Origin of the sequence: Frankia canadensis (assembly GCF_900197875.1) — a bacterium.
In the GTDB taxonomy this organism is placed as follows: domain Bacteria; phylum Actinomycetota; class Actinomycetes; order Frankiales; family Frankiaceae; genus Frankia; species Frankia canadensis.
The window spans coordinates 14904-41645 of the sequence record NZ_FZMO01000312.1; the positions used below are offsets into that span (position 1 = coordinate 14904).

Consider the following 26742-nt stretch of genomic DNA (forward strand, 5'->3'; position numbering starts at 1 on the left):
CCACGCACCGAAGAAGATACCTTTAACGCGATCCGGACGATTGGTGCACGGATGCCGACGGGCGAGGGGGTTCGCGTGGGCGCGAGGAACGACCGGTGGCCTGCCGGGAACATGGCCTGGACCCGGCAGACACGCCGGCGCGAGCCGGTCGACCTCAGAACCGACCAGGCGCACACCGCCCGGATGTACGACTACCTGCTGGGCGGCAAGGACAACTTCCCCGCCGACCGGGAGGCCGCCGAGCAGGCCATCGCCGGCGCGCCGTACCTGCGGACCACCGCGCGGGAGAACCGGGCGTTCATGCACCGCGCGGTCCGCCACCTGGCCGAGCAGCAGGGGATCCGCCAGTTCCTCGACATCGGCACCGGCATCCCCACCAGCCCGAACCTGCACGAGGTCGCGCAGGCCGCCGCCCCCGACGCCCGCGTCGTCTACACCGACAACGACCCGATCGTGCTCACCCACGCCCGCGCGCTGCTCGGCGGCAGCGCGGCGGGCCGCACCGCCTACCTCGAGGCGGACCTGGGCGACGTCGACACGATCCTCGACTCCGCCGAGCTGCGCGACACCCTGGACCTTTCCCGCCCCGTCGCCGTGTCCGTCATCGCGATCCTGCACTTCCTGCCAGACCCGGACGCCGCGTACGACATCGTCCGCCGGCTCGTCGCTCCCCTGCCCGCCGGCAGCTGCCTCACCATCAGCCACGCCACCGCCGACTTCGACCCGACCATGGAGGAGCAGGCCGCCCGCAGCTACCGCGCCCGCGGCATCCCCGTACGGCTGCGCAGCCGCGACGAGATCGCACCGTTCTTCGCGGGCTTCGACCTCGTCGCCCCTGGCATCCAGTCGGTGCACCGCTGGCGTCCGGACGACAACGCGAGCGCCGCCATCCCCGACGGTCAGGTCAACGTCTACGGCGCCGTCGGCAGCAAGCGCTGACGCCGTAGACCGCCCTCGGCATCCTGGCCTCGGCGATCCCGACGAGACTCTCCCGGCGACGGCGCCGTCAGGGATGGTTGCCGTCGGCCGACGGAGCGCGTCGCTCCCCCGCGCTGGTCGGCGCGCCCGCACGGTAGCCGGATCCCCGGCTACCCGCTGGTCCCCTGTTACCGTGCCGCGGGGTTCGTTCAGGCGAAGAAGGTGGTCGGACGTGGCCGAAGAGATCGCCCGCGGTGTGGGACCGGATCGGATCGACATCGCCTACGAGCGTCTCGGTGACCTGGCGGCGCCGCCGGTGGTGCTGATGATGGGCGGCGGCGCCCAGATGATCAACTGGCCTGACGAGTTCTGCGCCATGCTGGTCGACAGCGGGATGCAGGTCGTCCGGTTCGACAACCGGGACGTCGGGCGGTCCACGCACCTCACCGACGCCCCCGCGCCGGACCTGCCGGCGGCGCTCGCCGGCGACTGCTCGTCGGCGTCGTACACGCTGTCGGACATGGCGGCGGACACGGTCGGCCTGCTGGGCGCGCTCGGCATCGACGCCGCCCATCTGGTCGGCGCCTCGCTCGGCGGCATGGTCGCCCAGACGGTGGCGCTCGAGTATCGCCTCCGAGTGCGCTCGCTCACGTCGATGATGTCGACGACCGGGGACCGCGCGGTGGGCCAGCCGGACCCGGCGGTCATCGGCGCTCTCGGCACGCCGCCCACGGACCGCTCCGGCTTCGTCGCGTGGCAGGTGCGAGCGATGCGGGCCGTCGCCTCCCCGGGTTTCCCGTTCGAGGAGGAGGCGGTCGCCGAGCGGGCCGGGCGTGCCTACGACCGAGGCCATGACCCGGTCGGCATCCTGCGTCAGTCCGTCGCGGTGCTCGCCTCCGGGGACCGCACCGTCCCGCTGCGGGGGTTGCGGACACCCAGCCTGGTGATCCACGGCGCCGCGGACGTGATGTGCGACGTGAGCGGCGGCCGCGCGACAGCCGATGCCATCCCGCGCTCCGAGCTGGCGGTCTTCGACGGGATGGGCCACAGCCTCCCCCGGGCCCTGTGGCCCGCGTTCACCGAGCGCATCACCGCGCTCGTCCGCCGCGCCGAACCCATCGCCACCGCCATGGCCTGACGCCGCGGGGCCGCGGGGCCGCGGGGCCGCGCCAGCCAACCGGTTGTGCCGCCGGGACGTGCTGGGGCTCATCACCACCATCCCGTCGACGACCTCAATGCCGGCGCACGCGGCCATCGCCGCCGCCGGCAGGCCGTGGCCGTCCAGCAGCAGGAAGCCGGTCTCGCGACACGCCCGGTCGACCACCGTCGCGATCGACCGGCGCACGGCGGGCTCGCCGGACCACCAGCCGGCCAGATCGACCGACGCGTCGTGCACGGACGCGGCCCGCCGGCCGCCCGCGATGGCGCCGGCGTCGCGGGCGTCAGACGCCGAGCGCCGCCACGGTGTGGTAGCCGAGTTCTTTGCGGGAGATGTGCTGGCCGGCGAGGACCGGGGTGTAGTCGGGACGTCCCGGTGCCACCGGCAGCGCGGGGGCGACAAGCGCGTCGGGGTTGGGCTGCTGGAAGTAGGCGATCGAGTAGCGGCCCCCCGCGGCACCGGTGGCGTTGACGACCCGGTGCGGGGTGGCGAGCAGCTGGCCGCCGGTCCAGCGTTCCAACATGTCGCCGACATTGTTGACGTCCTCCCCCGCCTGAAGTTGCCGGCCGGCTGGATCGCGCAGCTCGAGGGCCACGCCCTTGTGGCGCATCTGGCGGCGGACCTGGTGACGGAGATCGAACACCCCGGCTCCGTCTCGGACGACTTCGGGGCCGCGTCGGCGGACTGGTTCGCCCGCTATCCCGGCGTGTAGCCGGCACCTGCCAGTGCCACGTCCGGGGGCGGGACTGCCGGGCGAGGACGGCGGCCTACCTGCGTGGCGGCCGGGGCAGGCCGAGATGGTCGCGCAGGGTGCGGCCGGTGTAGGCGGAGCGGAACAGGCCGCGGCGGCGCAGTTCGGGGATCACGTGCTCGACGAAGGTCTCCAGACCGGACGGGAAGACGTCGAAGTTGAGGTTGAACCCGTCGGCCGCGCGGCTGTGGAACCAGTGCTCGATGCTGTCGACGACCTGCTCCGGGGAGCCGACGACCTGCCGGTGGCCCCCACCGTTGCTGAGCAGGAGCTCGCGCACGGTGTACCCGCGTTCGCGGGCGAGGTTCACGGTCGCCTCCAGGAAGCCTCGCGATCCGGTGAACTGGCCCGCGTCGCCGAGCAGGTCGTAGGGAAGCTCCCGGTCGAGGGGCAGGTCCGCGGGATCCAGGCCGAGCTGCGCGGCGAGCCGGGGCAGTTCGAGGTCGAAGGGGAACAGCTCGTCGAGCGCGTCCTTGCGGGCCCATGCCTCCGCCTCGGTGGACCCGACGACGGGAAACAGCCCGGGCAGGACGACGAGATGACCGGGGTCGCGGCCGAAGGCCCGCGCCCGGTTCTTCATGTCCGCGTAGAACGCCTGGGCGGCGCCATGGGTGGTCTGGGCGGTGAAGACGACCTCGGCGACGCGGGCCGCGAACCGCTTGCCGACCTCGGACGACCCGGCCTGCACCAGCACCGGACGACCCTGTGGGGAGCGCGGCACGTTCAGCGGGCCGCGCACGGCGAAGTGCTCGCCCCGGTGGTGGATCGGGCGCACACCGGCCGGGTCCATGAACGCCACGGCGTCCCGCTTCCCGGTGATCGCGTCGTCGTCCCAGCTGTCCCAGAGCCCGGTGAGGACGTCGACGAACTCCTCCGCCCGGGCGTAGCGGGCGTCGTGGTCGGGGACCACGTCGAGGCCGAAGTTCGCGGCCGCCCGCGGCGAGTAGGAGGTGACGACGTTGAGCGCGGCGCGGCCTCGGCTGAGGTGGTCGAGGGACGCGAACCGGCGGGCGAGGTTGAACGGGTCGTTGAAGGTGGTCGACGCCGTGCCGATGAGGCCGACGTGCTCGGTCTCCCGGGCGAGCGCGGCGAGCAGGACGGTGGGTTCCAGCGCCTGCCATGGCTTTTCGGCCGGCTCGGAGAGCAGCGCGACCCCGTCCGAGAGGAAGACGGCGTCGAAGGTGCCACGCTCGGCCAGGCGGGCGATGGTCGAGAAGTAGTCGATGTCGAGGAACCACCGGGGGTCGTCCTGGAACCGCCAGGCGCCCGGGTGCTTGCCCGCGTCGAGGATGTTGACGTTGAGATGCAGCTCGCGCTCGTACGCGGTCATCGCCGTTCGGTCTCCTTCGGTACGACCGTCCTCGGCACGACCGTCCTCGGCACGACCGTCGACGCGGACCGCGCCCGCACCGGGAGCGGTGCGGCCCGCGGCGGCTGGGTCTGGTCGGCGACCGCTGGCTCGGCCTCGGGATCGGTGCTGACTCCGATCTCGGCGAGCAGGGTGCGGCGCAGAGCCTCGAACGCCGGTCCGCCGCGGGTGCGGGGGCGGGGCAGGTCGACCACCGCGTCGAGGCTCTTGTGGCCCGAGCGCAGCACGGCGACCCGGTCGGCGAGCAGGATCGCCTCGTCGATGTCGTGCGTGACCAGCAGCACAGACGGGTTGTGCCGGGCGCAGAGCTGGGCGACCAGGGCATGCATGCGGATCCGGGTCAGCGCGTCGAGGGCGGCGAACGGCTCGTCGAGCAGGAGCAGTCGGGGCTCCCGGATCAGCGCGCGGGCGAGCGCCACCCGCTGGGCCTCGCCGCCGGACAACGTGCGGGGCCAGTCGTCGGCGTGGCTGGCCAGGCCCACCTCGGCGAGCGCGGCCTCGGCGGCGGCCCGCGAGGCGAGGGCGCGCGACCGGCCGAGGACGACGTTCTTCCACACCTGCATGGACGGGACGAGCCGCGGCTCCTGGAACACCACCGAGCGGGCCGAGGGGACCCGAACGATGCCGTGGTCGACGGTCTCCAGCTCGCAGAGGATCTTCAGCAGGGTGCTCTTGCCGCTGCCGGACGCGCCAAGCAGCGCGACGAACTCGCCGGGGGCGATGTCCAGGTCGAAGTCGACGAGGACGTCCTTGGCACCGAACGACTTCGCCGCCCCCCGGATGTGGACGGCCCCGCTGTCGACCGGCTTCATTCCGACCGGGGCGACCGTGCGCGTGCTCATCTGCCCACCACCGTCGCTCGCCAGGGCAGCAGCGTCCGTTCCAACAGCCGGACGAACAGGTCGATGAACAGTCCGAGCACCGTGTAGACGAACAGCAGGGCGAGGATGAGGTCGTTGCGGAACGCCTCCTGGGCGTTCGCGACAAGGTAGCCGAGGCCGGAGTCGGCGTTGATCTGCTCGGCCGCGATGAGGGCGAGGATCGACACGCCCATCGAGAACCGCAGCCCGACCAGGATTCCCGGCATCGCGTTGGGGATGATGAGCCGCCGGGTCAGGGCGAGGCCGCGCAGCCCGAAGACCCGGGCCGCCTCGATCAGCTTCGGATCGATGGCCCGGACCGCCGCGTAGGTGTTGAGGTAGATCGGGAAGACGCAGGCGAAGGCGATCAGCGCGATCTTCGCGGTCTCGCCGATCCCGAACCACACGACGATGAGCGGCGTGACGGCCAGGAACGGGACCATCCGGACCATCTGCATCGAGGAGTCGAGCAGTTCCTCGCCCAGCCGGCTCAGGCCGGTCGTCAGCCCGAAGACCAGCCCTACGGCGAGGCCGAACGCGAGGCCCACCCCGGCGCGGCGCAGGGAGATGGACAGCGCGTCCTGCAGCTGATGGGTGGAGATCAGGTGGCCGAAGGCGTCGACGACGGTCGGCGGCGAGTCGAGGATCTTCGCCGGGATGAGCCCGGTCGCGGATCCGGCCGCCCATGCCGCCAGGACGAGGAGGGGCACCAGCACGCGCAGCGCGCGGCGCAGGACACGCGGGCGCACGCGGGTCCGCGGGCGTCCCGGCGGCGGCGCCACCCGGCTCAGGTCCCGGACGCCGGACGCCGGATCCTCGGACGCCGGGACATCCGACGCCGGAATCTCGGGCGTCGAGACCTCCGACGCCACGGCCTCGGACGCCGGGACATCGGAGGAGAGCGTCGGAGACGGCACGCCCGCCCCGGGGAGCGGGCGCGCCAGCGGTGATGGTGAGTTCACCGCGACGGATTTGGAAGACATTGCCTACCTCGACGTGAGATCCGGGAACGGAGAGAAGAGAAGAAGCGCCGGCGACGCCCGCGGGCGGTGGGCGGGCCGCCGCCGGCGGGCAGTCAGCTGGTCGCCCGAGGAATCCCGTTGACCGCGTTCCCGGCGGAGATGACCGAATTGAACGACTGGTCGTACTGGGCGCTCACATCGACCTTGCTCTTGATGACGCCCCCCTCCACGAGGAGGTCCGCCAGCGCCTGTTCCTTCGCGATGATGTCCGGAGTCGTCGGGACAAGGTAGCTGCCGGCGTACTTCGCCTCCTCCAGCGAGTACTTCGCCGGCACGTTGCTCACCGACTCCGACTGCTTCGCGACCGCCGGCAGGTTCTTGGCGTACCAGGCGTAGAACTTCGTCAGCCGGGTGAGGACGTCGGCGAACGCCGCGCGCTTCGCCGGATCCTTCAGCGCCTTCGTGCTGGCGACGAACGCGTTCAGCCCGGGCAGGCCGATGTCGTTCTGCGTGGCGATGACCCGGGCCTTGCCCTCGGCGAGGAAGGGCACCGCCACCCCGGCCGAGGTGCTCAGCACATCGGTGGCTCCCGCGGCGAAGGTACTGCCCTGGGTGGCCGCCTGGATGACGATCGGCTTCACGTCGGCGGGAGTGAGGCCGGCCTTTTTCAGGTCGAGCAGGTACTGCGCCTGGATGTTGCCGCCGTTGTTGTAGGCGAACCGCTTGCCCCTGAGGTCGTCGAGGCTGGTGATGCCCGACGACGTTGTCGCGATCGTCTGGTAGAGCGGGTGGGTGGTGGCGAGCACGCCGATGGTCTTCGCGGGGGCGTTGTCCGCCGTCCAGGGTGTGGAGCTGTTCGCGTTGGCCAGGGTGACCGAGACGTCACCGAAGTTCGCGCCGGCGTCGATCGCGCCGGCGAGCAGCGCGGTCATCATCGGAGCCGGCCCGGCGAACGTCGACCAGGAGACCTTGTACGGCGTGTCGTCGAAGACGCCCGACAGCTTGATCTGGGCGGCCTCGCTGGCGGTGATCTGGCCGAGTTTGAGGGTCACCTTGCTCAGGTCGGGTGCCGCGGTCGCGGATCCACCGGATCCGGAGGAGTGTGATCCTCCCGAACTGGAGCAGGCCGCGAGAGTGAGAACGAGAGCGACGACGGCGGCGACGGCGCCACGTCTGCGGCGGGTGAGCATTCGGATGGAGCCCTGCACGGTCTTTTCCTCCGATGGGCGAAAATGCTGGGTGGAGATGTCTGCTGGTGCGCGGAGGCCGGGGCAGGGCCGACGGGGGCGGTCCGGGTGGCGGCGGTCGCGGTGGGCTGCTGGCCTGTCGTGCGGCTGCTGGCCTGTCGTGCGGCTGCGCCGCGGGCGAGCGGGTTCGTCCGGCGGGGATCGGCGGCGGGGGCTACCGGAAGCGCCGGAAGGGGACGGTGTCGTCCTGGCGCAGTTCGGCGACAAGGCCCAGCTCCCAGGCCAGGTAACGGCGAAATCCCTCCTTCTGGCGCTCGGGGTCGGTCTCGCGCCAGCCGTGCGGGACCGCGTCGTCGGCTGGGTGCAGGAGGCGCTCCTCCCCCGTGGCGAGCGCAAGCCCGGCGTCGACCCAGGCCGCGGTTCCCCCGGCCAGGGCGGTGACCGGCCGGTCGGTGGCCGCCGTGAGGTCGCGCACGGCGAGTCGGGCGAGCACCCCGTCGGGGGAGGTCAGCGTGATGGCTCCGGCGCCGGGCAGGTCCGCCGCGCTGTCGGCCAGCCGGGCGCGAATCGCGAAGACCGCGCCGGGGATGTGCCCCGCGCCGTAGTCGGGGCTCGGCGCCAGGTCGACGACGACGGGAGGCGTGGCCGAGGCGAGGGCGTCTCGCAGCGCGAGCGGATCGGTGGACGGGACGTCGGTCAGACCGAGGACGGTCGGCACGTCGGGACCGGTCGCGCGCTCCCCGCCGGCCTCGGCGATGCTCGTCACGAACACCTCGCCCCACCCGAGCTGCTCCAGCCACGACGCGGTCACCGTCGCCCGCACCAGGTCGGGATCGTCGAGCAGCACGATCCGCGCATGGTGGGTGCCGGCGAACCGGAAGATCCACGGGGCGACCTCCCAGCTCGGCGCCGACCGCGACCCGGGCAGGTGTCCCGCGGTGAACTCCTCGGGAGTGCGGACGTCGAGCAGGTACAGCGAGCGCCGCTCGCGCTCCTCGCGGAACTGGCGGAGCGTCGCCCCGTCGATCGCGCGGACCCCGAAGCGCTCGGCGACCCCCCGGGCGCGGGCGCGGGCCCTGTCGAGGGCCGCCGGCGACGGCGGCGGGGCGGCGGAGACCGTGCCGTGCTCGAGGGTGTGGCCCTCGAGGATCCAGGACTGGGTGCCGCCCGCCAGGGCGACCACCCGGTTCGGCAGACCGGCGTTGATCAGGGTCTGCGCGCCGAGGATGCTGCGGGTGCGCCCGGCGCAGTTCACGACGACCAGCGTGTCCGGTGAGGAGACGACCTCGTCCGCCCGGTAGACGAGCTCGGCGCCGGGGATGGAGGTGCCGCCGGGCAGGCTGTGAACGACGAACTCCTCGGTCGGCCGGCTGTCGAGGATGACCACGTCCTCGCCGCGGGCCTGGGCGGCGCGCAGCTCGGCGACGGTGACGTGCGGGGTCCCGTGGACGTCCTCGACGAACTCACCGAAGGACTGGCCGACCACGTGGGTGCCGCCGAGGTGCACCTTGTGGCCGGCGTCCGCCCAGGCGCGCAGGCCGCCGTCGAGGGTGCGGACGTCGGTGTACCCGAGTTCGGTGAGGCGGCGGGCGGCGCGCGCGGCCAGGGTCTCCCCCTCCTCGCCGCCGTCGTACACGACGACCGGCGTCGACCGCCGGGGGACGAGCGCGTCGATCCGCGTCTCGAGAACGCTGCGCGGCACCGACACCCCGAGCAGGATCGACCCACGCTCCGCGGTGACGCGCGCCTCCCGCACATCGATCAGCGCGTACTCCGCCTAGCCGCCGACCAGGGCGTGCAACTCGGGGGCGGTGACGGTCGCGACGGCCGGGTCGGCCATGTCCAGGCTCCTCAGGGCGAACGAAGGGTCACGAAGGAAAGGGGAAACAGGGGCGGGGAAAAGGCGGCGGATGGCGGCCTAGAAATAGGAGCCGTCGGGCAGCGGTGTTCCGTTGATCGTGTGCGCGCCTATCCACATCGCCTTGTAGGCGCGGGGGTTGTGGGAGGCGAGGGTACGGATGTTGCGCCAGTGCCGGTCGAACTGGGCCGCCCGGCGCACGGCGGAGGCACCGCCCGCGTCGAACAGGGCCGTCGCGGCGCGCTGCGCCAGGTCGTCGACGACCACCTTGGCCTGTGCGGCCTTCAGTGCCGCGGCGGCGTCCAGATCGGGATTTTCCACCCCGGCGAGAACGGCGGTGAACGACGCGTCGAGAGCCGCCGCCGCGTCCCGTACCAGCGCCTCGGCCGCATAGGCGGCGCTCGCGATGTAGCCGACGGTCTCCTGCAGGATCGGGTCGTCCACCGGGCGGCGCGCCGGCGCGTGATAAAAGGTCCGCGACCGTTCCCGGACCAGGGCCGCCGCGTCGCCGGCGACCCGGCGAACAATGCCGGCGACGATCGCCGTGAGCCACAGCTGGGGATAGGTCGCCGGATAGGCCGAGCCACCCTCCGGCCACGCCTCCTGCCCGGCCAGGAACTCCTCCGGAAGCACCCGGACGCCGGCGAACCGGGTCGTGCCGCTGCCGGTGAGACGCTGGCCGATGCCGTCCCAGTCGTCCTCGTGGAGGATCCCGTCGCGGTCGGCCGGGACGAGCACCTGCGCCGTGGTTCCGTCGGGTGTACCGGCGGTGACCAGGAGCAGGTCGGCATAGAGGTTACCCGTGCTGTAGACCTTGGTCCCGTCCAGCCGGTGCCCGTCGCCGTCGGGGGTCACCGTCGTCGCGTGGTCCTGCGCGCGCTGGCCGACGTCCGGCGTGCCCGGCTCGGACGACGCGGCGCCGAGCAGGGTGCCGGCGACGACCCTGTCCAGCAGCGGATCCGCCGCGCCGCCGGCCGACACCCGCACCCTCGCCTCCACGATCAGGAAGTGGTTGCGCAGGCTCTGCGCGATGTTCGGGTCCGCCGCCCCCAGGTCGAGCACGGTCTCGAACAGTTCGCGGATCGACGCGCCGCCGCCTCCCCGCTCGGCGGGCACCCGCAGGGCACCCAGCCGGGCCCGGCGGATCAGGGCGAACTGCTCATGCGGCGCTCGGCCGTCGCGCTCACGGTCCGCCTCCCCGTGGGCCAGTTCGGCGAGCAGCGCGCGCAGCGCGGCGGACCCGGGCGTCACCGGCCCGTCGACATCGGCGCCGGCGGAGCCGGTGACCCAGGCGCCGGCGGCGGAGGCGCCGGCGGCGGACGGGTCACGGGCGTCGATGAGCGTCATGGCCTGCTCCCCGAGTGGGCGTTGGTGGGAGGGATCGCGCTGGTCATCGTCACGGCGATCTAGTAGTAGACGGCGCCGGGCAGGCCACCGCCGGCGGCGATCGCGTCGCCGGTGATGCTGACGCTGCGGGGCGAGGCGAGGAAGGCGACCACGTCGGCGACCTCGTGGGCCTCGACGATCCGGCCGATGGAGGTTGCCGTCGTCCGCCCCGCCTGGTCGGTGGCGCCGGTCGCCGCCACCGCGGCGAGCAGGGCCGCGTTGGTCTCCGTACGGGTGGGCCCGGGGTGGACGACCGTCACGTTCACACCATGCGGGCCGAGTTCGTCGGCGAGGTTCTTCGTCAGGGCGGCCACGCTGACGTTGCGGATCGTGCGGACGATCGAATGGGTCTGCCGCGCGCCCAGACCACTGATGTTGATGATGCGGCCCCAGCCCTGGGCGACGAGGTGGGGAGCGACCGCCCGGCTGGTCCGCAGATAGCCGACGACCTTGACGTTCACGTCCGCCCAGAACGCCTCGTCCGTGGTGTCGGCCAGCGGCGGGAACGGGTAGCCCGCCGTCTGGTTCGACGCGTTGTTGACGAGGATGTCGACGCCGCCGAGCCGCGCGACCGTCTCGTCGACGAGCGCGCGGACGGACTCGTCGACGCCGGTGTCGGTCGGCACGGCGTGGACGACGCGGCCGTGGCGCTGTGCCACCTCGTCGGCGGCGCGGCGCAGCCGGTCGGCTGAGCGCGCGGCCAGGACGAGGTCGACGCCCTCCGCCGCCAGCGCGTGCGCGACGGCCAGTCCTATTCCCTGGCTCGCACCCGTCACAATGGCGCGTCTGTCGGTGAGGCCGAGGTCCATGGTCCCTCTTTCTGGGCAGCCTGAGATGGTCGAGGCAGCGTGGAACAGCGGCGTGTTTCGGACCGCCGGCGCCTACGCGCGGGAATCAGCGGCGCAGGCGCGCGGATGTTTTCCAGGACGCCCGGTGCCGGAACAGGAGAGTGACGCGCCCGATGTGGACGCGGAAAGGTCCCGACCGGGACCGGAATCACCCGGCCGGGGTCGCCTCCGGATATGGATGGCGACCGAGAGGAATCACGCTGGATTCGGCGGGCCAGCCGGGTTCTGCCGCCCGGAACGCCGCCTCGGAATCAGCGCGCTAGGGACAGACCGCTCCGCTGTTACGCATGAGGTCGACATCGCGCCGTCGGGTGAGAAGCAGCGCACGGCCGACCGGCCGCGGCGCCCCCCTGTGGGCGCGGCGGCAGTCGCTCCCCGCGAAGCCGCAGTCGACGAACACCGGTTCCTCCTTCTTCGCGGCACACGCTACCCGCCGCCCCGACGCAGGTAAAGAGGCATTTCCCGCGATGCGGCAAACACCACTGATCTGGTCGGCTTAGCGTGGCACGTGCGGCGGCGGCACCGCGGCGGTGACCTCCTCGGCGCGGGCCCGCCCCACGAGCGAACGCGGCAGACCCAGCGCACCGGCGGCCGCCGCCAGCTCCAGCCCCGTGCGGCGGACCGCCGCCAGCGGCAGGACATCGGCCGCGCCCACCACGCCGAGCGCGGCCACCACCCGCCCGTCGTCACCGCGGACCGGCACCGCGACGCCACGCCGATCCGACGTGTACTCGAGGTCCTCGACGGCGTAGGCCCGGTCGAGGACGCGCGAGAGGTCCACGGCGAGATCCGCGCGCGACGCGATCGTCGCCGCCGTGAACCGCGGCAGCCTGTCCGGGCCGGCCTCGCTCACGACGCCGAGACCGGCACCGTTCCCGCCGTCGCCGGGACCGCGGTCGTCGCCCCAGCCGTCGCCGGGCGCGGCACCCGGTTCGGCGCCGGCCGCACCGAGGTCGGGCGCGGCGTAGGCGAGCAGCACCTTGCCGAGCGCCGTCGCGTGCAGCGGGAGACGCGGCAGTGTGCGCGGGTCGGGCAGGGCGACGCCGTCGCCGTCCGCGCCGAGAATGGTCTCGACCCCGTCGCCGACGCGGACGGCGACCGACACCGGCAGGCCGGTCCGCACCGCGAGGCTCTCCACCACCTCCCGGCTGCTGGCGACGTCCCCGGTGTCCAGTACCGACCGCGCGAGGCGCAGCAGGGCGGGTCCGGGCAGGTAGCGCTCCGAGTGGGGCTCGCGCCACAGCAGGCCGGCCTGCGTAAGGGTGCGCAGCAGGCGGTAGGCGGTACTGGTGGTCAGGCCCGTGGCCGCGGCGAGCTCGGTCAGCGTGCTGTCCCGGCGCCCGTCCGCGAAGCAGTCCAGCAGGCTGGACGCCCGTAGCACGGACTGGACGGTGTTCGGATCGGTTCTCGCCACCCGTCCAGTATCGAGATCGGCGGAGACCGTCACCAGTGGTGATCACCCGGTCCGGTGGGAGACGGAACCGCCAACGACAGTGCCCAGCCTGTGCCCGTCACCGGGACCAGCGGCCTCACCCTCGCCCGCGCCCTCGCCGCCGGCGGTCGCAGCGCCTACGCGATCGTAGGGAGACCGCTGGGCTGACGCTCCCCCGCGCCGCTCCCGGCGCCGCGGCTCAGTCCACGACGGCCGCGGCGTCGCGGGCGGCCGCGCGGACGGCGTCGGCGAGCGGGGTGGCCGGTTGGCGGGCCAGCCGGGTGAGCGCGTCGCTGTCGGTGTACAGCTCACCGGCCGCGATGGACGTGTCGATCGCGGCGAGCATGCCCGCGAGCGCCGGGTCGACGCCGGCGCCGGTCAGGGTGGCGGCGTACTCGTCGGCGGGCAGGTTGCGGTAGACGACCGTCCGCCCGGTGACCTCGGTGATCGTCGCGGCGAGCTCGTCGAGGGTGAAGGCGGGGCCACCGAGCTCGTGGATCGTGTCGGAGTCGGTGTCCTGCAGCAGGGCGGTGACGGCGGCGGCGGCGTAGTCGGCCCGGGTGGCGGCGGAGATCCGGCCGGTGCCGGCGGCGCCGACGATCTCCCCGGTGCGCAGGAACTCGGCGAGCCGCTCGGTGTAAACCTCGGTGTACCAGCTGGTGCGCAGCACGGTGTACGGCACGTCCGAGTCGCGCAGCGCCTGCTCGGTGGCGACGTGCTCCGGGGCGAGCGGATTGCCGGTGGTGTCGGCGCGCAGCACGCTGGTGTAGCCGATCCGGTGCACCCCCGCGGTCCGGGCGGCGTCGATGACGGCGGCGTGCTGCCCGGTGCGCCGGCCGAGGTCAGTGCCGGAGACCAGCAGCAGCCGGTCGACGCCGACGAGGGCGGCGGCGAGGGTGTCGGGCCGGTCGTAGTCGCCGTGGCGGACCTGGACCCCGCGGGCGGCGAGATCGTCGGCCCGGGCCGGGGTGCGCACGACAGCGACGATGTCGCCGGCGGCCACGTCGCACGCGAGCAGCTGCTCGACGGCGAGGTGGCCGAGGTGCCCGGTGGCCCCGGTGACGGCGATGATCGGCATACGGCGTCTCTCCTCACAGAATTCGGTCGACGGGTCGCTTCGGTGCGGCCGAGGGCGGTGGGACGGCGCGGACGGTGACACCGGGACCGTGATGACAGCCGGTCCGTGGCGGTCCCGTCGTCGGAACATGCTCAGGGCCGCCGCGACGCGCCGCAACCGTTCGGCCGGCGCCCTGTCCGTGCGAGCCCGGGGTGATGAGAACTCGCGTCGGTCAGGGCGTCCGGCCGTCGGGGCGTGCAGGATCAGGAGACGTGCAGGATCAGGAGACGTGCGGGATCAGGAGACGTTGACGCCGAGCAGGCCGCCGATGCCGAACGCGGCGGCGGCCGCCAGCCCACCGACGACGAGCTGACGGGTGGCGCCGCGGCGTGGCGAGTCGCCGGCCAGCAGGCTCAGCCCGCCGCCGACGACGGCGAGCGCGATGGCGGCGAGGATCACCGCCACCACGGCCGCCCCCGTGCCCGACCCGATGAGGAACGGCAGCACGACGACGAACGCGCCGGCGGTGAACGACGCCGCGCTCGACGCCGCGGTCGCCCACGGTGAGCCGAGCTCGTCCGGGTCGAGGCCGAGTTCCTCGCGGGCGAGGGTGTCCAGCGCCGTCTCCGGATTCTCCATGATCTTGCGGGCGGTCTCCTCCGCCTGCTCCTTCGGCAGGCCCTTCGCCTGGTAGAGCAGGGCCAGCTCGCGTTCCTCGCCCGCGGGGAAGTCGCGCAGCTCCTGCTCCTCGAGGCGGATCTCGGCGGCGAACATCTCGCGCTGGCTGGACACGGACACAAACTCGCCCGCGCCCATCGAGAACGCGCCGGCGAGCAGCCCGGCGACCCCGGCGAGCAGGATCGCCCGGCTGGACGCCCCGGAGCCGACGAAGCCGAGCACCAGGGAGGCGTTGGAGACCAGCCCGTCGTTGACGCCGAACACGGCGGCGCGCAGCGCGCCGGAGCGGTCGCCGTGATGCCATCGCTCGCCGTCGCCGATGCCGCCCCGCGACGCGCGGCGCACCGACATCCCGGCCAGCATCCGGGCGTGGCGGCGTTCCTGCAGGCGCATGCCCGGCGCCGCGTTGGCCTCGTCGTCGTAGCGGCCGGCACTGGCGCGCTCGCCGGCCTCGAGCATCGGCAGCACCGCGGACAGCGAGAACCAGCGGGCCAGCATGATGACGATCCGCAGCCGCAGGCTCCTGCGCTGGCGGCGGGCGGGGGGAACGGGCTCGCCCATCGCGCGCAGCTGGCTCTCCCAGTGCCCGGCGTGCTCGTCCTCGACGTCGGCGAGCTGGCGCAGCACCTCGCCCTGCGAGCCGTCGCTGACCTCGGCGAGCTCCCGGTACATCGCGGCGGACTCGCGCTCGGAGACCAGATAGGCGCGGTACCGGTCGGCGGGCGGCGGTTCCTCCTCGCTCTGACTACCGCCACGCTGCGCTCTGCCGCGCCGGCCGCCACCACGCTGAGCGCCACCACGCTCGCCGCTCTGCTGGCGCCCGCGGCCGCGGCGCGTGGCGGCCCGGCCGCCGCGGGGTGACGGATCGCTGGCACCCCAGGCGTCGTCCTCCCACTCGGCGTCGCCCCAGTCGTCCTGGTCGGGCGCATTCGCCGCGTTCGGCCGCGGCGCCACCGGGCCGGCTGCCGTCGTCCCCTGGCCGGTGGACGGCGGTACGGACTCGAACGGCAGGGCGCCCCCATCGGGTGGGCTCACCCGCATCGGCCCGGATCCGCCCGGCCCGGGGCCGGCGGCGTCCCAGCCCGATGGCCCCGCCAGACCAGCCGGGTCGTACAGACCGGCGGGACCGGCCTGATAGACGGGGTCGAAGGGGTCTGCGCCCGCGTCCGGCCCGGGCAGGTCGAACAGCGCCGTGAGCCGGGGATCCGATGGCTGGGCGGGGAAGTCGTCCTCGAAGTCGGGCCAGTCCCGCGCCGACCCGCCAGGCACCTGGCCCCAGCTGGTCGTCGGGGCGAGCGGCCGACTCACGGCGATCGGGCCGCTGGGCGTGTTGATGATGAAGTACGGCTCCTCCCCGGCGGCGCCGTCCGCCGAGGGGTCAACCGGGGTCCGGGGAGGCGAGGCGGTTCCCCGCCAGCCACGGTCATCACTGACCGCCATCGATTGAACCGCCCTTGTGTCAGGGCTCCCATACGCGCCGGAGCCGATGCCGCCCCCCACCAAAGGTGATTTTAGGGACAATTCGCGGTTCCAGGACAGAGCCCTCGACGATCATTGTGTCGCCGTAGTGACGCAGGAACACCGATCAGACGCTGTCGGTGCAACGAACGACGTGCTCACAGGGTTGCCGGGCGGCGCCGGGGACCGCCGCCAGGTCATGGCGATCAGGCATGGCACCCTTGGGCGTGGCGTGCCCAGGACCGCCACCGCGCGCCGGCCGGATCAGAACAGCGTCGGCGGTGCGGCCGGGATCGGGGCGGGCAGTGGGTCGAGGGCGGGGACGCGGGCGCGGACCTCGTCGTGGAAGCGGCGGGCGAGCGCCGGGGCGTCGGCGTTGTCGGGCGTGTGGACGAACATCGTCGGCGAGCGTCCCTCCCGCAGCCACGCGACGACGGCGTCGACCCAGCCCCGCCAGCCCGCGACCGTCGCCTCGACGTCGTCGCGGCCGAGGTAGCGCACGATCGGCCGCTCGGTGAGCGCGCGGTTCCGCGCCGGCACGCGTGGCTTCTTCGCCCAGGCGTCGCGTTCGGCGTCGCTGTCCGGCGGGGACGCGAAGAAGACGGTCGTGTCGAAGGGAACCCACTCGGCGCGCGCTGCCCCCAGCGCCCGTTCGAGCAGGTCCGCGGCCCGTGGGTCGGTGAAGAACGCCGGGTGGCGCACCTCGACGGCGTAACGGTGGACCGCCGGCAGGCCGGCGAGGAAGCGGCCGAGCGCCGGCACATCGACGGGCGTGAACGCCGCCGGCAGCTGGATCCACACGGCGTCGACGCGCGGGCCGAGCGGGGCGATCGCGTCCCAGAAGGCGCGCAGCTCGGCGTCGACGTCGACGAAGCGCCGGTCATGGGTGACGATCTTCGGCAGCTTCGGGACGAACCGGAAGGCGGGCTCGGTCTGGCGCGCCCACGCCTCGACGGTCGCCCGCGCCGGCGTCGCGTAGAAGGTGGTGTTGCCCTCCACGGCCGTACACCAGCTGGCGTAGTGCCGCAGCCGCTCGTGGGCCGCGAGCCGGTGCGGCAGGAAGCGCCCCTGCCAGGACGGCAGACTCCACATCGCGCACCCCACGTGCAGCCGCATCTCCCGGTCCCTCCCCGTGCGCACGGCGCGTCACGTCGCGTCCGAGTCTGCCGTGCGGGGACGGGGCGTCGGCCGGTCGTCGCCGGGTGCCAGGCCCGCCCGAGAGCGCAGCCGGGCGGCGTAGTCACTCACGGCGCCGACGAACGTCCGCATCGCCACCGTGAACCTCTCGGCCTCGGCCGGTTCCCACCCCGCGAGGATGCCGCGGACCGCCGCGTCACCCACCTGGTACATGCGAGCGACCGTCACCCGGCCCGACGGGGTGAGGTAGAGCAGTCTCACCCGCTGGTCGCCCGCCGGGCTCCGGTCCGCCACCAGGCCCCGACGGCGCAGCTTGGCGGCCGCCTTGCTGATGCTGGGCACGCCGATCTCGAGGCGCTCGGCCAGCATGGTCGGCCGCAGCGGGCCGTACTGGCCGAGATGCCACAGCACGCGGCCCTCCGTGACGCCGACGTCCGCCCCGATGGCCGCGAGGATCGACGCCTGGTAGGTCGGCGACGACCACAGCTCCGCCAGCCAGCTCAGCAGCGCCGTCAGCTCGACGGCGTGCCGCAGCTCCTGAGGGGCACCGTCCTCGTCCACATCAACACAGTACCGCCTATATGTTTTCCCTCGGAAACCTTCGCCGCGGGCGACCGCCCTGCCGGGCAGCCCCGGCGTCCGTCATACACAGATCAGGAGACGCTCAGATGGGACGCTTCGACGGCAAGACCGCTCTCGTCACCGGCGCGGGCTCGGGCATCGGACGCGCGATCGCCGCCCGCCTCGCCGCTGACGGCGCCCGGGTGATCCTCACCGACGTCAGCGGGGCGCAGGACGCGGCCGCACGGGAGATCGGCGGGCTCGCGCTGGCCCGCCGGCTCGACGTCGCCGACCAGGCCAACGTCGCCGACCTGGAGCGATGGATCGGGTCCGAGTTCGGTGGCCTGGACATCCTCGCGAACAACGCCGGGATCGGCGGCCCGAACCTGCCCATCCACGAATACCCGGTCGATGCCTTCGACAGGGTCGTCGCGGTCAACATCCGCGGCGCCTACCTGGTTCTGCAGGCCGGCCTGCGGCTCATGCTGGCCAGCGGCGGCGGCGCCGTGGTCAACACCGCGTCGATCGGCGGCTTCCGCGCCACCGCCACCGCGTCGGCGTACATCACCTCCAAGGGCGCGATGGTGATGATGACCCGGGTCGCCGCGCTGGAGTACGCGCAGCGCAACATCCGGGTCAACGCCGTCGCGCCCGGGACGACCCGCACCGCCATCCTCGACGAGGCAACGCCGGACCTGATGCGGATGCTCGAGGGCCGCATCCCGCAGGGACGTCTCGGCACCCCCGAGGAGATCGCGAACGTCGCGGCGTTCCTCGCCGACGACAGCCAGGCCAGCCACGTCACCGGCCAGATCTGGGTCGTCGACGGCGGCCGCTCGGCCGGCTGAGGCCACCCCGCGACCGTGGCGCCGCAGCCATGCCGGCTCCCCGCGGCGGGTCCGTGCGCCGTTCGCCCCGCGGGAGCCGCAGGTCGACATCCGCCGTGAAGGTCGACATCCGCCGTGAAAAAGGTGCCGCCGCCGTGTCGATGTGCGGGTGTCCCGTTCGACCCTGTGGTGAGAGGGTCCGGACACGGGCCCACGACCAGGGAGAACACCGCGATGCCGAAGTTCATGCTGATCATGCGCGGGACGGACGAGTCGATGGCGGAGATGATGTCGACGCCGTTCGAGGAGATGCTCGAAGTGGTGGGCCGGTTCAACGAGGAGCTGATCCGCGCCGGCGTGCTCGTCGCCGCCGAGGGGCTCGACGACCCCGGGCAGGGCGTCGTCGTCGACTTCGGGAGCGAGACGCCGGTGGTCACCGACGGGCCGTACGGCGAGACGAAGGAGCTGTTCGGCGGCTTCTACCTGTTGGAGGTCGCCTCCAAGGAGGAGGCGGTCGAGTGGGCCCGGCGGATGCCGGCGGTCCGCGGCTCCAAGTGCGAGATCCGCCGGGTGCCCACCATCGACGAGTTCCCGCAGGACAACGAGTGGATCATCAAGGAGCGGGCCTGGCGCGAGCGGACCGGCCAGCTCTGATGGTCCCGACGCCCGGCGGCCCGTCCTCGGAGGGGCCGCTGGCGGACGCCGCGACGGCGCGGGACACCGCGGCTGGGCTGGACACCGCGGCGGCCAGGAACGGCTCGGCCGCGCGGCGGGCGGTGGAGGCGGTGTGGCGGATCGAGTCGGCACGCATCGTCGGCGCGCTCGCCCGCTACACGCGTGACCTCGAACTCGCCGAGGACGTGGCCCAGGAAGCGGTCGCCGAGGCGCTCGTCTCCTGGGCCCGCGACGGCACGCCGGCGAACCCGGTGGGATGGCTGCTCGCGACCGCACGGCGCCGGGCGATCGACGGGTTCCGCCGCCGCTCGGCCCTCGACGAGCGGCACGCTGCCCTCGCCGGCCAGCTCGCCGAGGGCCAGGCGACCTCCGGTGCGCATCTCCCGCCGGAGCGACCGGACGACCTGCTGTGGGATCCCGACCGGATCGACGACGACCTGCTGGCGCTCATGTTCATCTCGTGCCATCCGGTGCTCGCGCCGGAGGCCCGCGTCGCCCTGACCCTGCGTGCCGTCGGCGGCCTGACCAGCGAGGAGATCGCCCGGGCGTTCCTCGTCCCGGTGCCGACCGTGCAGGCGCGGATCACCCGGGCGAAGAAGACGATCGCCGCGGCCGGCGTCCCCTTCGAGCCGCCGGCCGCGGCGGCGCGGCGGGAACGTCTCGGCGGCGTCCTGAGCGTGCTCTACGTGATCTTCACGGAGGGTTCGACCGCGACGTCCGGCGACGATCTGCTGCGCGCCGACCTCGCGCACGAGGCGATCCGGCTGGCCCGGACGCTCGCCGCCCTGCTGCCGTCCGAGCCGGAGATCCATGGCCTGCTCGCCCTGTGCGAACTGACGGCGGCCCGCTTCCCCGCCCGCACCGGCCCGGACGGTGAGGCGATCCTGTTGGAGCACCAGGACCGCCGCCGCTGGGACCGCTCGGCGATCCGCCGCGGGCGCGCGGCGCTGGACCGGGCCGGCGCGCTCGGGCGGGGCCTCGGGCCCTACGGCCTGCAGGCGGCGATCGCGGCCTGCCACGCGGTGGCGCCGTCGGTCGCCGAGACCGACTGGGAGCGGGTGGTGCTGCTCTACGAGGCGCTCGGCCGGATCGCTCCGTCCCCGATCGTCGAGCTGAACCGGGCCGTGGCCGTCGCGATGGCCGTCGGACCGCTGCCCGCCCTGGAGATCGTCGACGCCCTGGCCGCCGCCGGCCACCTGTCCAACTCCCACCTGTTGCCCAGCGTCCGCGCCGAACTCCTCGCCCGCCTCGGCCGCACCACCCAGGCCCGCGCCGAGTTCGCCCGCGCCGCCGCCCTGTGCCGCAACACCCGCGAACGCGCCGTCCTCGACCGCAAGGCTGCCGGCCCGTCGTAGCCGCCTGGCCATTGCCGTCCCAGAAGCGTCTCGGGGTGGCGGCACGGCCAGGTCACGACCACGGAAAGGCATCAGTTGAGCCGCGCCCGCCTACCCCGTGGGCGTCGGCGAGAGAGGGGAGAGCACGATGCGACGTCCACCACCGCCGCGACCATCCAGCCCGGCAGCCAGGTGAGCACCACCATCACCTTCGACGCCAGCCGCCGCCTGCACGGCGCTCCCGTCGACCTCAGCGTCACCGGACTACCCGCCGGCGCCACCGCCACCTTCTCACCCCACAGACCCGCGTCGGCGGCAACGACACCCTCACGATCACCGCGAACCTCGCCAGCGCCGCGAGCACCTCCGCCCTGCTCGGTGCCATATACCTGTTCCGGTGGGACGCCCACCAGGCCAGCCAGCATCTGCTCCACCACGTCCGCCACGCACTCACCGGACGTGCCAAACCCGCCGCACCACCCGACACTTCCCCGTGTACCGGCCGCATCCCCCGATGCCTACTCTCGCGCCTCGTCGCGCAAAGCAAAGTACACCGTGACGCGCGTTACATCCGGCACCCGTTTGCCCCAGTAGCGGCAAGGTCTCCGGGTAGCTGCTGCTCAGGGTTACGATCAGGCCACGTACGATCTTCCACCAGAAGTGGCATACGGGGGTGGGGATGTCACGTCGATGGGTCGCCACGGCGGGTGGCGGGGTGACGTTCGTGATGGCCGGCGCAGCTGGCGCGGCGGGCGGGAATCTCGCCGGAAGCCGATGGGCGTGGGTCTGCCTGGGCGCCGCTCTTGTGATCGGCGGTGTTGTGACCGCATGGACGACGTGGCGGACCACCGATAGCCCCCCATCAGCCCCCCCTCCCGCCAACTCGGCAGGCCCACCAGACCGTGTGCACATCGGTAGGGGAGGGGTGTTCTCCGGCCAGGACCTGAAGATCCTCGGCGGAGTATCGACCTCGACCGGGCTGGAGACACCGGCCGATCCGCCTCCGGCTGCGGGCCCGGGCTGGCAGCTCGGCCCGGGCGCGGTCGCCTCCGGCCGGGACATGGAGATCGGCGGGGACGTGCAGACCCGTCCAGGTAGCACGGGTGGTCCTTCCGGCTCGTGAGCGCGGTGACGTGGAGTCTCGGGCCTGGGGCGATCGGCGCGGGCCGAGACCTGACGATCGGCGGGCCGGTCACCATCCGGGTGGTGCAGGGTAGTTTCGATCGCCTGGCCGACGCAATCTTCGATGTGGAGGAGCTGGCCGACCAACTCGACGTCGCCCGCTTCCAAGGCCGGACTGACTTCATCGGCAAAATCGACCAGTACATCGCCACCCACGACCGCGGCTACACCCTGATCCGCGGAGAAGCCGGCGTCGGCAAAAGCGCGCTGGCGGCGCATCTGGTGTGGACACGGCCCTGCGCCTACCACTTCACCCGCGTTGGCGCGGGTGCACGCATACCTGTAGAAGCACGCAAGAACCTGGCCGCGCAGCTGATCGGTGCCTGGGATCTAGCGGGCCAGTTCGCTCCCGACGATACTTTCCCCATCGGGGCAGCACGTCCTGACTGGCTCGGTAAAGTCCTCCGGGCAGCAGCCCGCCAACGCGACACCTTTTCTCCCGGCGCGCCGCTAGTTCTCGTCGTCGACGGACTCGACGAAGCCGAACCCGACCCCCCCGGTATGGACACCGGCGTGCCACTCGGGTTACCCGCCCCGGACAGCCTTCCCCCCGGCGTGTTCGTGGTGGCGACAAGCCGGCTCGGCCCACCCCTGGATCGCTTTCAGGATGGCTCCCAGGGCTGGTTCACCCTTAACGTCGACGATGCCAGCAACCGGCAGGACATGCACGACTACCTGACCAGGCTCCTCACCGGCCCCCACCCGGACTCACAGCTCGTTCGGCTGCTGGACGAGCAACAGATCACCTCGGCAGCGTTCACCGCCACCCTGCTTGACCGGTGTGCCGGAGTCTGGCTCTACCTGCAATACGTCCTCGCCGACATACGCGCCGGACGCCGCTCCCCCACTGACGTCGCCTCCCTTCCAGTCGGACTCCGCACTTACTACATGCAACAGATCCGTGAGCGATGGGCCGTGGACCACCACTGGAAGCGCCTCCGCCGGCCCACCCTCGCGCTAATCGCCGCTCTCCAACGCCCCGCCACCGCTACCGAACTCGCCGAGCTGGCCTGTGTCGACCGCGACGACGTCGCCGCCTGGCTGGAAGGTGATCTCCGGGCGTTCCTCGATGTCACACGGCCCTGGCCACGGACCTACACCATGCGCCACCAAAGCCTCCGCGACCTGTTCACCCCCACCAGGACACAGGTTGACCACGACGACGGTGGCCTCGGCGACGAACTCCACTACGCGATCCTCACCGCCCACAGCACACTCACCGATCACTTCATCCCAGCCGGCGACCCCGCCCGTCGCGCCTGGACCGACGATTACACCCGCACCCACCTACCTCATCACGCCGCCTACGCCGGGCGCCTCGACGACCTGGTCCAGGATCCTGAGTTCCTGCTGGCATGCCAGCCAGACGGCATCCTGCGTCACCGACACCGCCTCACCACACCCGCTGGCACCGCAGCCGTCGACGCCTATGAACAAGCCCTTGACGACATCAACCGCTACCCCGAGGACGCACCCACTTGGTGGCTACATATCTGGGCGCGCAAGACCCGCGCCACCACCCTCGCCGACAACGCCGCCCATCACACCCCACGCCCGTGGACTATTCACACAGCCATGTGGACCGGCACCACCCATCGCACCCTCGCCCTACACACCAGCACAGTGCTCGCCCTGGCCGTCCTGTCCCTGCCCGACGGACGCACCCTGCTCGCCAGCGCAGGTAACGACCACACGGTGCAGCTATGGGATCCCGCCACCGGACAGCCCGTTCCCTGCCTCACCGGCCACACCGGCACGGTGACTGCCCTGGCCGTCCTGTCCCTGCCCGACGGACCTACCCTGCTCGCCAGCGCAGGCAACGACCACACCGTGCGGCTGTGGAACCCGGCCACCGGACAGCCCGGCCCCACCCTCACCGGCCACACCGCTCCGGTGAATGCTCTGGCCGTCCTGCCCCTGCCCGACGGACCCACCCTGCTCGCCAGCGCCAGCGACGATCACACCGTGCGGCTGTGGGACCCGGCCACCGGACAGGCCGGCCCCACCCTCACCGGCCACACCGACTGGGTCCGCGCCTTGGCCATCCTGCCCCTGCCCGACGGACCCACCCTGCTCGCCAGCGCAGGCAACGACCACACCGTGCGGCTGTGGGATCCGGCCACCGGACAGGCCGGCCTCACCCTCACCGGCCACACCGGCTGGGTGACCGCCCTCGCCGTCCTGCCCCTGCCCGACGGACGCACCCTGCTCGCCAGCGCCAGCGCAGACCACACCGTGCGACTGTGGGACCCGGCCACCGGACAGCCCGGCCCCACCCTCACCGGCCACACCGACTGGGTCCGCGCCCTCGCCGTCCTGCCCCTGCCCGACAGACCCACCCTGCTCGCCAGCGCAGGCAACGACCGAACCATCCTCGTCTGGGCACCGGATTTTGAGTGATCGTCAGTCAGGACGTTGCCGGTGTACGAGTCTTTTCTCGCGCCTCGTCGTACAAAGCAAGGTGCACCGTGATCTGGACCACAACCCGCCGGTCGTACGGACGTCAGTACGGGCGGGTGTGCTGCGCTCCGCGTCGGTGAAACACTGATCCGATGACCGTCGGGGGCATCACGCACAGCGCGGACAACGGCGGGGAGGGCTGGGACTTCTTCGTCTCCTACACGGCCGTGGATCGCCCATGGGCGGAGTGGATCTCCTGGCAGCTCGAAGAAGCTGGCTACCGCGTGCTCGTCCAAGCCTGGGACTTCGTTCCGGGCTCGAACTGGCAGATCCGCATGCATCAGGGCGTAGAACACGCACAACGCACCGTCGCAATACTCTCCAACGCCTACCTGGCCTCGGTCTATGGCCGGGCCGAATGGCAGGCCGCCCAGGCCGCAGACCCCCAAGGCTTCGGCCGCAAACTCCTCCCCGTCCGGGTGGAGGACTGCCCGCGACCGGGGCTTCTCGGCGCCGTCGTCTCCATCGACCTGTTCGACCACGACCCCGACCAGGCCAGCGGACACCTTCTCAACCACGTCCTGCACGCGCTCACCGGGCGCGCCAAACCCACCGATCCACCCGACTTCCCCGCACGCCGAGCTAATACGCATATCCATGCGCCAGCCTTCCCCGTCGATGGACCTCAGTCCGCCGATGCTTCCAGCGGCCCGACCGGGACGACCATGCGGTCAACGGCGAGGCCGCCGACCAACAGGGACAGGGACTCGACGATCCCGGATGATTCACCGCGGGCTGCCGGCCGACCAGTCACCGCACGTATGTCCCGCCCCGCCACCGAGACGGCCGCGGCCGGCACCGCTGGGCGCGACACGGCCCAGCCGGACACGCCCAAGGCCACCGGTGAGGCCCATGTGCGGGTCTTCGGCACTCCCACCGTCGAAGCACCGGGCCGGCAGCCGGGAAGCGACCTCGATCTGCTCACCGAGCTCGTCGTCTACCTCGCCCTGCACCGGGAGGGTGCGCAGCATCAACAGCTCGCCCAGGAGATCACGTTCACAGGTACGGATTCGGGAGACCGCGATCCCGTCCAGACCGCGTTGGAACGGGCGGGGCGCTGGCTGGGTGTCGACAGCGAGGGGCGACCCAGGCTCGCCGCGGACCCACAGGGACAGTGGCGGCTCAGCGCCGAGGTGCGCTGCGACTGGGAGTTGTTCGTCGCCTACAGCCATCGGGCCGACCTGGTCGGCAGCGACACCGAGGCGGATCTCACCACGGCGCTGAGGATGGTCAGCGGCCCGCTGTGGACCAACATTCCCGCGGACCGGTACCGGTGGGCGACCACCGGGCCGATCGCGCGCAGCACCCGGGCCGGCGTCGTGGACGTGGCCCATCGGCTCGCCGGTCTGGCCCTCGGTTCCGGGGACACGATGACCGCCATGGCTGCCAATCGGACTGGGCTTCGGGCCGTACCCACCTCGGAGGTGCTCTGGCGGGACCTCCTGCGCACGGTCGCCGCCCGAGGCGACCGACGGGGATACTGGAAGCAGTGGTCACGGAGATGTACCGCTCGATCAGTACCGGCAGCTCGCGCCGGGGTGGCCGGGCCGAAGCCGAGACGGACGCGCTGGTCCAGACGCTGCTGCCCGGGTTCCATAGGGAAAACCGCTAATGGGGCTGCACCAGTTCCGTCTGTGATGGGGTTGGTGTCCGCCAGTGGTCGAGCACTGTAAGCCGCAGACCCGAGGGTCGAGGTCTAGGCCGGCAGCGACGCCACGGTGCGGCTGTGGGGTCCGACCAGCGGCCAGCCACACGGCCCCATCCTCACCCCCGGCCACACCGGACCGGTGCGCGCCCTGGCCATGCTGTCCCAGCCCGACGGCACCACTCTGCTCGCCAGCGCCAGCTACGACCACGCCGTCCTTGTTTGGGTACCGGCCGACTCCTGAGCACCGATCACGACTCCACCGGTGCACGAGTCCTCTCTTGCGACTCGTCGCGCAAAGCAAAGTACACCGTGACGGCCATCACAGACTTTCTGTCGCCGTAGTGTCGTCATGGGCGGGTCTGCCGCGGTGTGTGCCAGTGACACACTGGATTGGTGACCGGCGGGGGCAGCACCTACAGCACCAACAACGGCGGGGAGGGCTGGGATTTCTTCGTCTCCTACACCCGGGCGGACCGCGAGTGGGCGGAGTGGATCTCCTGGCAGCTTGAGGAAGCCGGCTACCGGGTTCTGGTCCAAGCCTGGGACTTCGTCGCCGGCTCCAACTGGCAGATCCGCATGCAACAAGGCGTCCAACACTCACAGCGCACCGTCGCCGTGCTCTCCGCCGCCTACCTGACCTCGGTATACGGACAGAGCGAATGGCAGGCCGCCCAAGCCGCCGACCCCCACGGCTTCGGCCGCAAACTCCTCCCCGTCCGGGTCGAAGACTGCCCACGACCCGGACTGCTCGGCGGCGTCGTCTCCATCGACCTGTTCCACCACAACCCCGACACGGCCGGGCCGCACCTCCTCGACCATGTCCGCCACGCCCTTACCGGACGCGCGAAACCCACCACCCCACCCGACTTCCCCGTACACAGGCTCAACGCACCAGCCCACGTACCAGCGTTCCCCACCGCCGACCCTGAGCCCACCGACACTTCCCCCACCCCACAAGATCGACGAAGCCTCGAGGACACCCTCACCCGCCAACG

The 26742-nt window shown here is 72.5% G+C and carries 24 protein-coding genes; 10 read left to right on the forward strand and 14 right to left on the reverse strand.

Features of this window, described 5'->3' with window-relative positions; all coding sequences use genetic code 11:
* Positions 1 to 111: 111 nt before the first annotated feature.
* On the forward strand, positions 112 to 939 hold the full coding sequence (locus C1A33_RS21710; protein WP_243407803.1) for an SAM-dependent methyltransferase: 828 nt from the start codon (positions 112 to 114) through the stop codon (positions 937 to 939).
* A 211-nt stretch (positions 940 to 1150) separates the two neighbouring features.
* Entirely contained in the window at positions 1151 to 2056 is a 906-nt protein-coding gene (locus tag C1A33_RS21715) for an alpha/beta fold hydrolase (RefSeq protein ID WP_101833234.1), read from the forward strand.
* A gap of 304 nt (positions 2057 to 2360) precedes the next feature.
* On the opposite strand, the gene C1A33_RS21725 is transcribed toward C1A33_RS21715, so the two are convergent.
* The 13 genes from C1A33_RS21725 to C1A33_RS21785 all read right to left on the reverse strand — a co-directional run bounded on the left by C1A33_RS21725 (position 2361) and on the right by C1A33_RS21785 (position 17621).
* Positions 2361 to 2720: a 2OG-Fe(II) oxygenase family protein gene (locus C1A33_RS21725; RefSeq protein WP_243407800.1), complete on the reverse strand. Its 360-nt coding sequence runs from the start codon at positions 2718 to 2720 to the stop codon at positions 2361 to 2363.
* A gap of 124 nt (positions 2721 to 2844) precedes the next feature.
* Positions 2845 to 4158, reverse strand: a complete 1314-nt coding sequence (locus tag C1A33_RS21730; protein ID WP_101833235.1) for an LLM class flavin-dependent oxidoreductase — start codon at positions 4156 to 4158, stop codon at positions 2845 to 2847.
* Positions 4155 to 5039: an ABC transporter ATP-binding protein gene (locus C1A33_RS21735; RefSeq protein ID WP_101833236.1), complete on the reverse strand. Its 885-nt coding sequence runs from the start codon at positions 5037 to 5039 to the stop codon at positions 4155 to 4157. The genes C1A33_RS21730 and C1A33_RS21735 overlap by 4 nt, the downstream gene beginning before the upstream one ends.
* On the reverse strand, positions 5036 to 6040 hold the full coding sequence (locus C1A33_RS21740) for an ABC transporter permease (protein WP_101833237.1): 1005 nt from the start codon (positions 6038 to 6040) through the stop codon (positions 5036 to 5038). Before C1A33_RS21740 ends, C1A33_RS21735 begins: the two co-directional genes overlap by 4 nt.
* 92 nt (positions 6041 to 6132) lie before the next feature.
* Positions 6133 to 7227 carry an ABC transporter substrate-binding protein gene (locus C1A33_RS21745; RefSeq protein ID WP_133150775.1) on the reverse strand — a complete coding sequence of 365 codons (1095 nt, stop codon included), beginning with the start codon at positions 7225 to 7227 and terminating at the stop codon, positions 6133 to 6135.
* A gap of 193 nt (positions 7228 to 7420) precedes the next feature.
* Positions 7421 to 8971, reverse strand: a complete 1551-nt coding sequence (locus C1A33_RS21750) for a rhodanese-like domain-containing protein (RefSeq protein WP_101833239.1) — start codon at positions 8969 to 8971, stop codon at positions 7421 to 7423.
* A gap of 153 nt (positions 8972 to 9124) precedes the next feature.
* The gene (locus C1A33_RS21755) at positions 9125 to 10411 is read right to left on the reverse strand and encodes an acyl-CoA dehydrogenase family protein (RefSeq protein WP_101833240.1); all 1287 of its coding nucleotides are present in this window, start codon (positions 10409 to 10411) and stop codon (positions 9125 to 9127) included.
* 59 nt (positions 10412 to 10470) lie between these two features.
* The gene (locus C1A33_RS21760; RefSeq protein ID WP_480014662.1) at positions 10471 to 11226 is read right to left on the reverse strand and encodes an SDR family NAD(P)-dependent oxidoreductase; all 756 of its coding nucleotides are present in this window, start codon (positions 11224 to 11226) and stop codon (positions 10471 to 10473) included.
* Positions 11227 to 11794: 568 nt separating this feature from the next.
* Positions 11795 to 12712: an IclR family transcriptional regulator gene (locus tag C1A33_RS21765; protein ID WP_133150776.1), complete on the reverse strand. Its 918-nt coding sequence runs from the start codon at positions 12710 to 12712 to the stop codon at positions 11795 to 11797.
* 217 nt (positions 12713 to 12929) lie between these two features.
* Positions 12930 to 13808, reverse strand: a complete 879-nt coding sequence (locus tag C1A33_RS21770; protein ID WP_101833243.1) for an SDR family oxidoreductase — start codon at positions 13806 to 13808, stop codon at positions 12930 to 12932.
* Positions 13809 to 14084: 276 nt separating this feature from the next.
* On the reverse strand, positions 14085 to 15905 hold the full coding sequence (locus C1A33_RS21775) for a VIT1/CCC1 transporter family protein (RefSeq protein WP_243407801.1): 1821 nt from the start codon (positions 15903 to 15905) through the stop codon (positions 14085 to 14087).
* Between the two features lie 282 nt (positions 15906 to 16187).
* Entirely contained in the window at positions 16188 to 17039 is an 852-nt protein-coding gene (locus C1A33_RS21780) for a DUF72 domain-containing protein (protein WP_101833244.1), read from the reverse strand.
* Positions 17040 to 17069: 30 nt separating this feature from the next.
* Complete coding sequence (locus C1A33_RS21785; RefSeq protein WP_165818522.1) at positions 17070 to 17621, reverse strand: MarR family winged helix-turn-helix transcriptional regulator; 552 nt, start codon at positions 17619 to 17621, stop codon at positions 17070 to 17072.
* Between the two features lie 107 nt (positions 17622 to 17728).
* Here C1A33_RS21785 and C1A33_RS21790 point away from each other — a divergent pair, with 107 nt between their 5' ends.
* From C1A33_RS21790 to C1A33_RS21800, 3 genes are all read left to right on the forward strand, one after another.
* Positions 17729 to 18469: an SDR family NAD(P)-dependent oxidoreductase gene (locus C1A33_RS21790; protein WP_101833246.1), complete on the forward strand. Its 741-nt coding sequence runs from the start codon at positions 17729 to 17731 to the stop codon at positions 18467 to 18469.
* 213 nt (positions 18470 to 18682) lie between these two features.
* Entirely contained in the window at positions 18683 to 19102 is a 420-nt protein-coding gene (locus C1A33_RS21795; RefSeq protein WP_101833247.1) for a YciI family protein, read from the forward strand.
* Complete coding sequence (locus C1A33_RS21800; RefSeq protein ID WP_207770432.1) at positions 19102 to 20478, forward strand: RNA polymerase sigma factor; 1377 nt, start codon at positions 19102 to 19104, stop codon at positions 20476 to 20478. Before C1A33_RS21795 ends, C1A33_RS21800 begins: the two co-directional genes overlap by 1 nt.
* A 71-nt stretch (positions 20479 to 20549) precedes the next feature.
* Here C1A33_RS21800 and C1A33_RS34310 read toward each other — a convergent pair whose 3' ends face one another.
* Positions 20550 to 20903, reverse strand: coding sequence for a hypothetical protein (locus tag C1A33_RS34310; RefSeq protein ID WP_133150777.1), 354 nt, complete (start codon positions 20901 to 20903; stop codon positions 20550 to 20552).
* A gap of 479 nt (positions 20904 to 21382) precedes the next feature.
* Between C1A33_RS34310 and C1A33_RS21805 the strand changes: the two genes are divergently transcribed.
* The 5 genes from C1A33_RS21805 to C1A33_RS21825 all read left to right on the forward strand — a co-directional run.
* Complete coding sequence (locus C1A33_RS21805) at positions 21383 to 21580, forward strand: hypothetical protein (protein WP_101833248.1); 198 nt, start codon at positions 21383 to 21385, stop codon at positions 21578 to 21580.
* A 5-nt stretch (positions 21581 to 21585) separates the two neighbouring features.
* Positions 21586 to 24039 carry a WD40 repeat domain-containing protein gene (locus C1A33_RS21810; RefSeq protein WP_133150778.1) on the forward strand — a complete coding sequence of 818 codons (2454 nt, stop codon included), beginning with the start codon at positions 21586 to 21588 and terminating at the stop codon, positions 24037 to 24039.
* A gap of 152 nt (positions 24040 to 24191) precedes the next feature.
* Positions 24192 to 25772 carry a TIR domain-containing protein gene (locus C1A33_RS36905; protein WP_243407802.1) on the forward strand — a complete coding sequence of 527 codons (1581 nt, stop codon included), beginning with the start codon at positions 24192 to 24194 and terminating at the stop codon, positions 25770 to 25772.
* Between the two features lie 45 nt (positions 25773 to 25817).
* Positions 25818 to 25988 carry a hypothetical protein gene (locus C1A33_RS35920; RefSeq protein ID WP_207770433.1) on the forward strand — a complete coding sequence of 57 codons (171 nt, stop codon included), beginning with the start codon at positions 25818 to 25820 and terminating at the stop codon, positions 25986 to 25988.
* 152 nt (positions 25989 to 26140) lie between these two features.
* The coding region (locus tag C1A33_RS21825) for a toll/interleukin-1 receptor domain-containing protein (protein WP_133150779.1) at positions 26141 to 26742 on the forward strand (602 nt) is incomplete at its 3' end.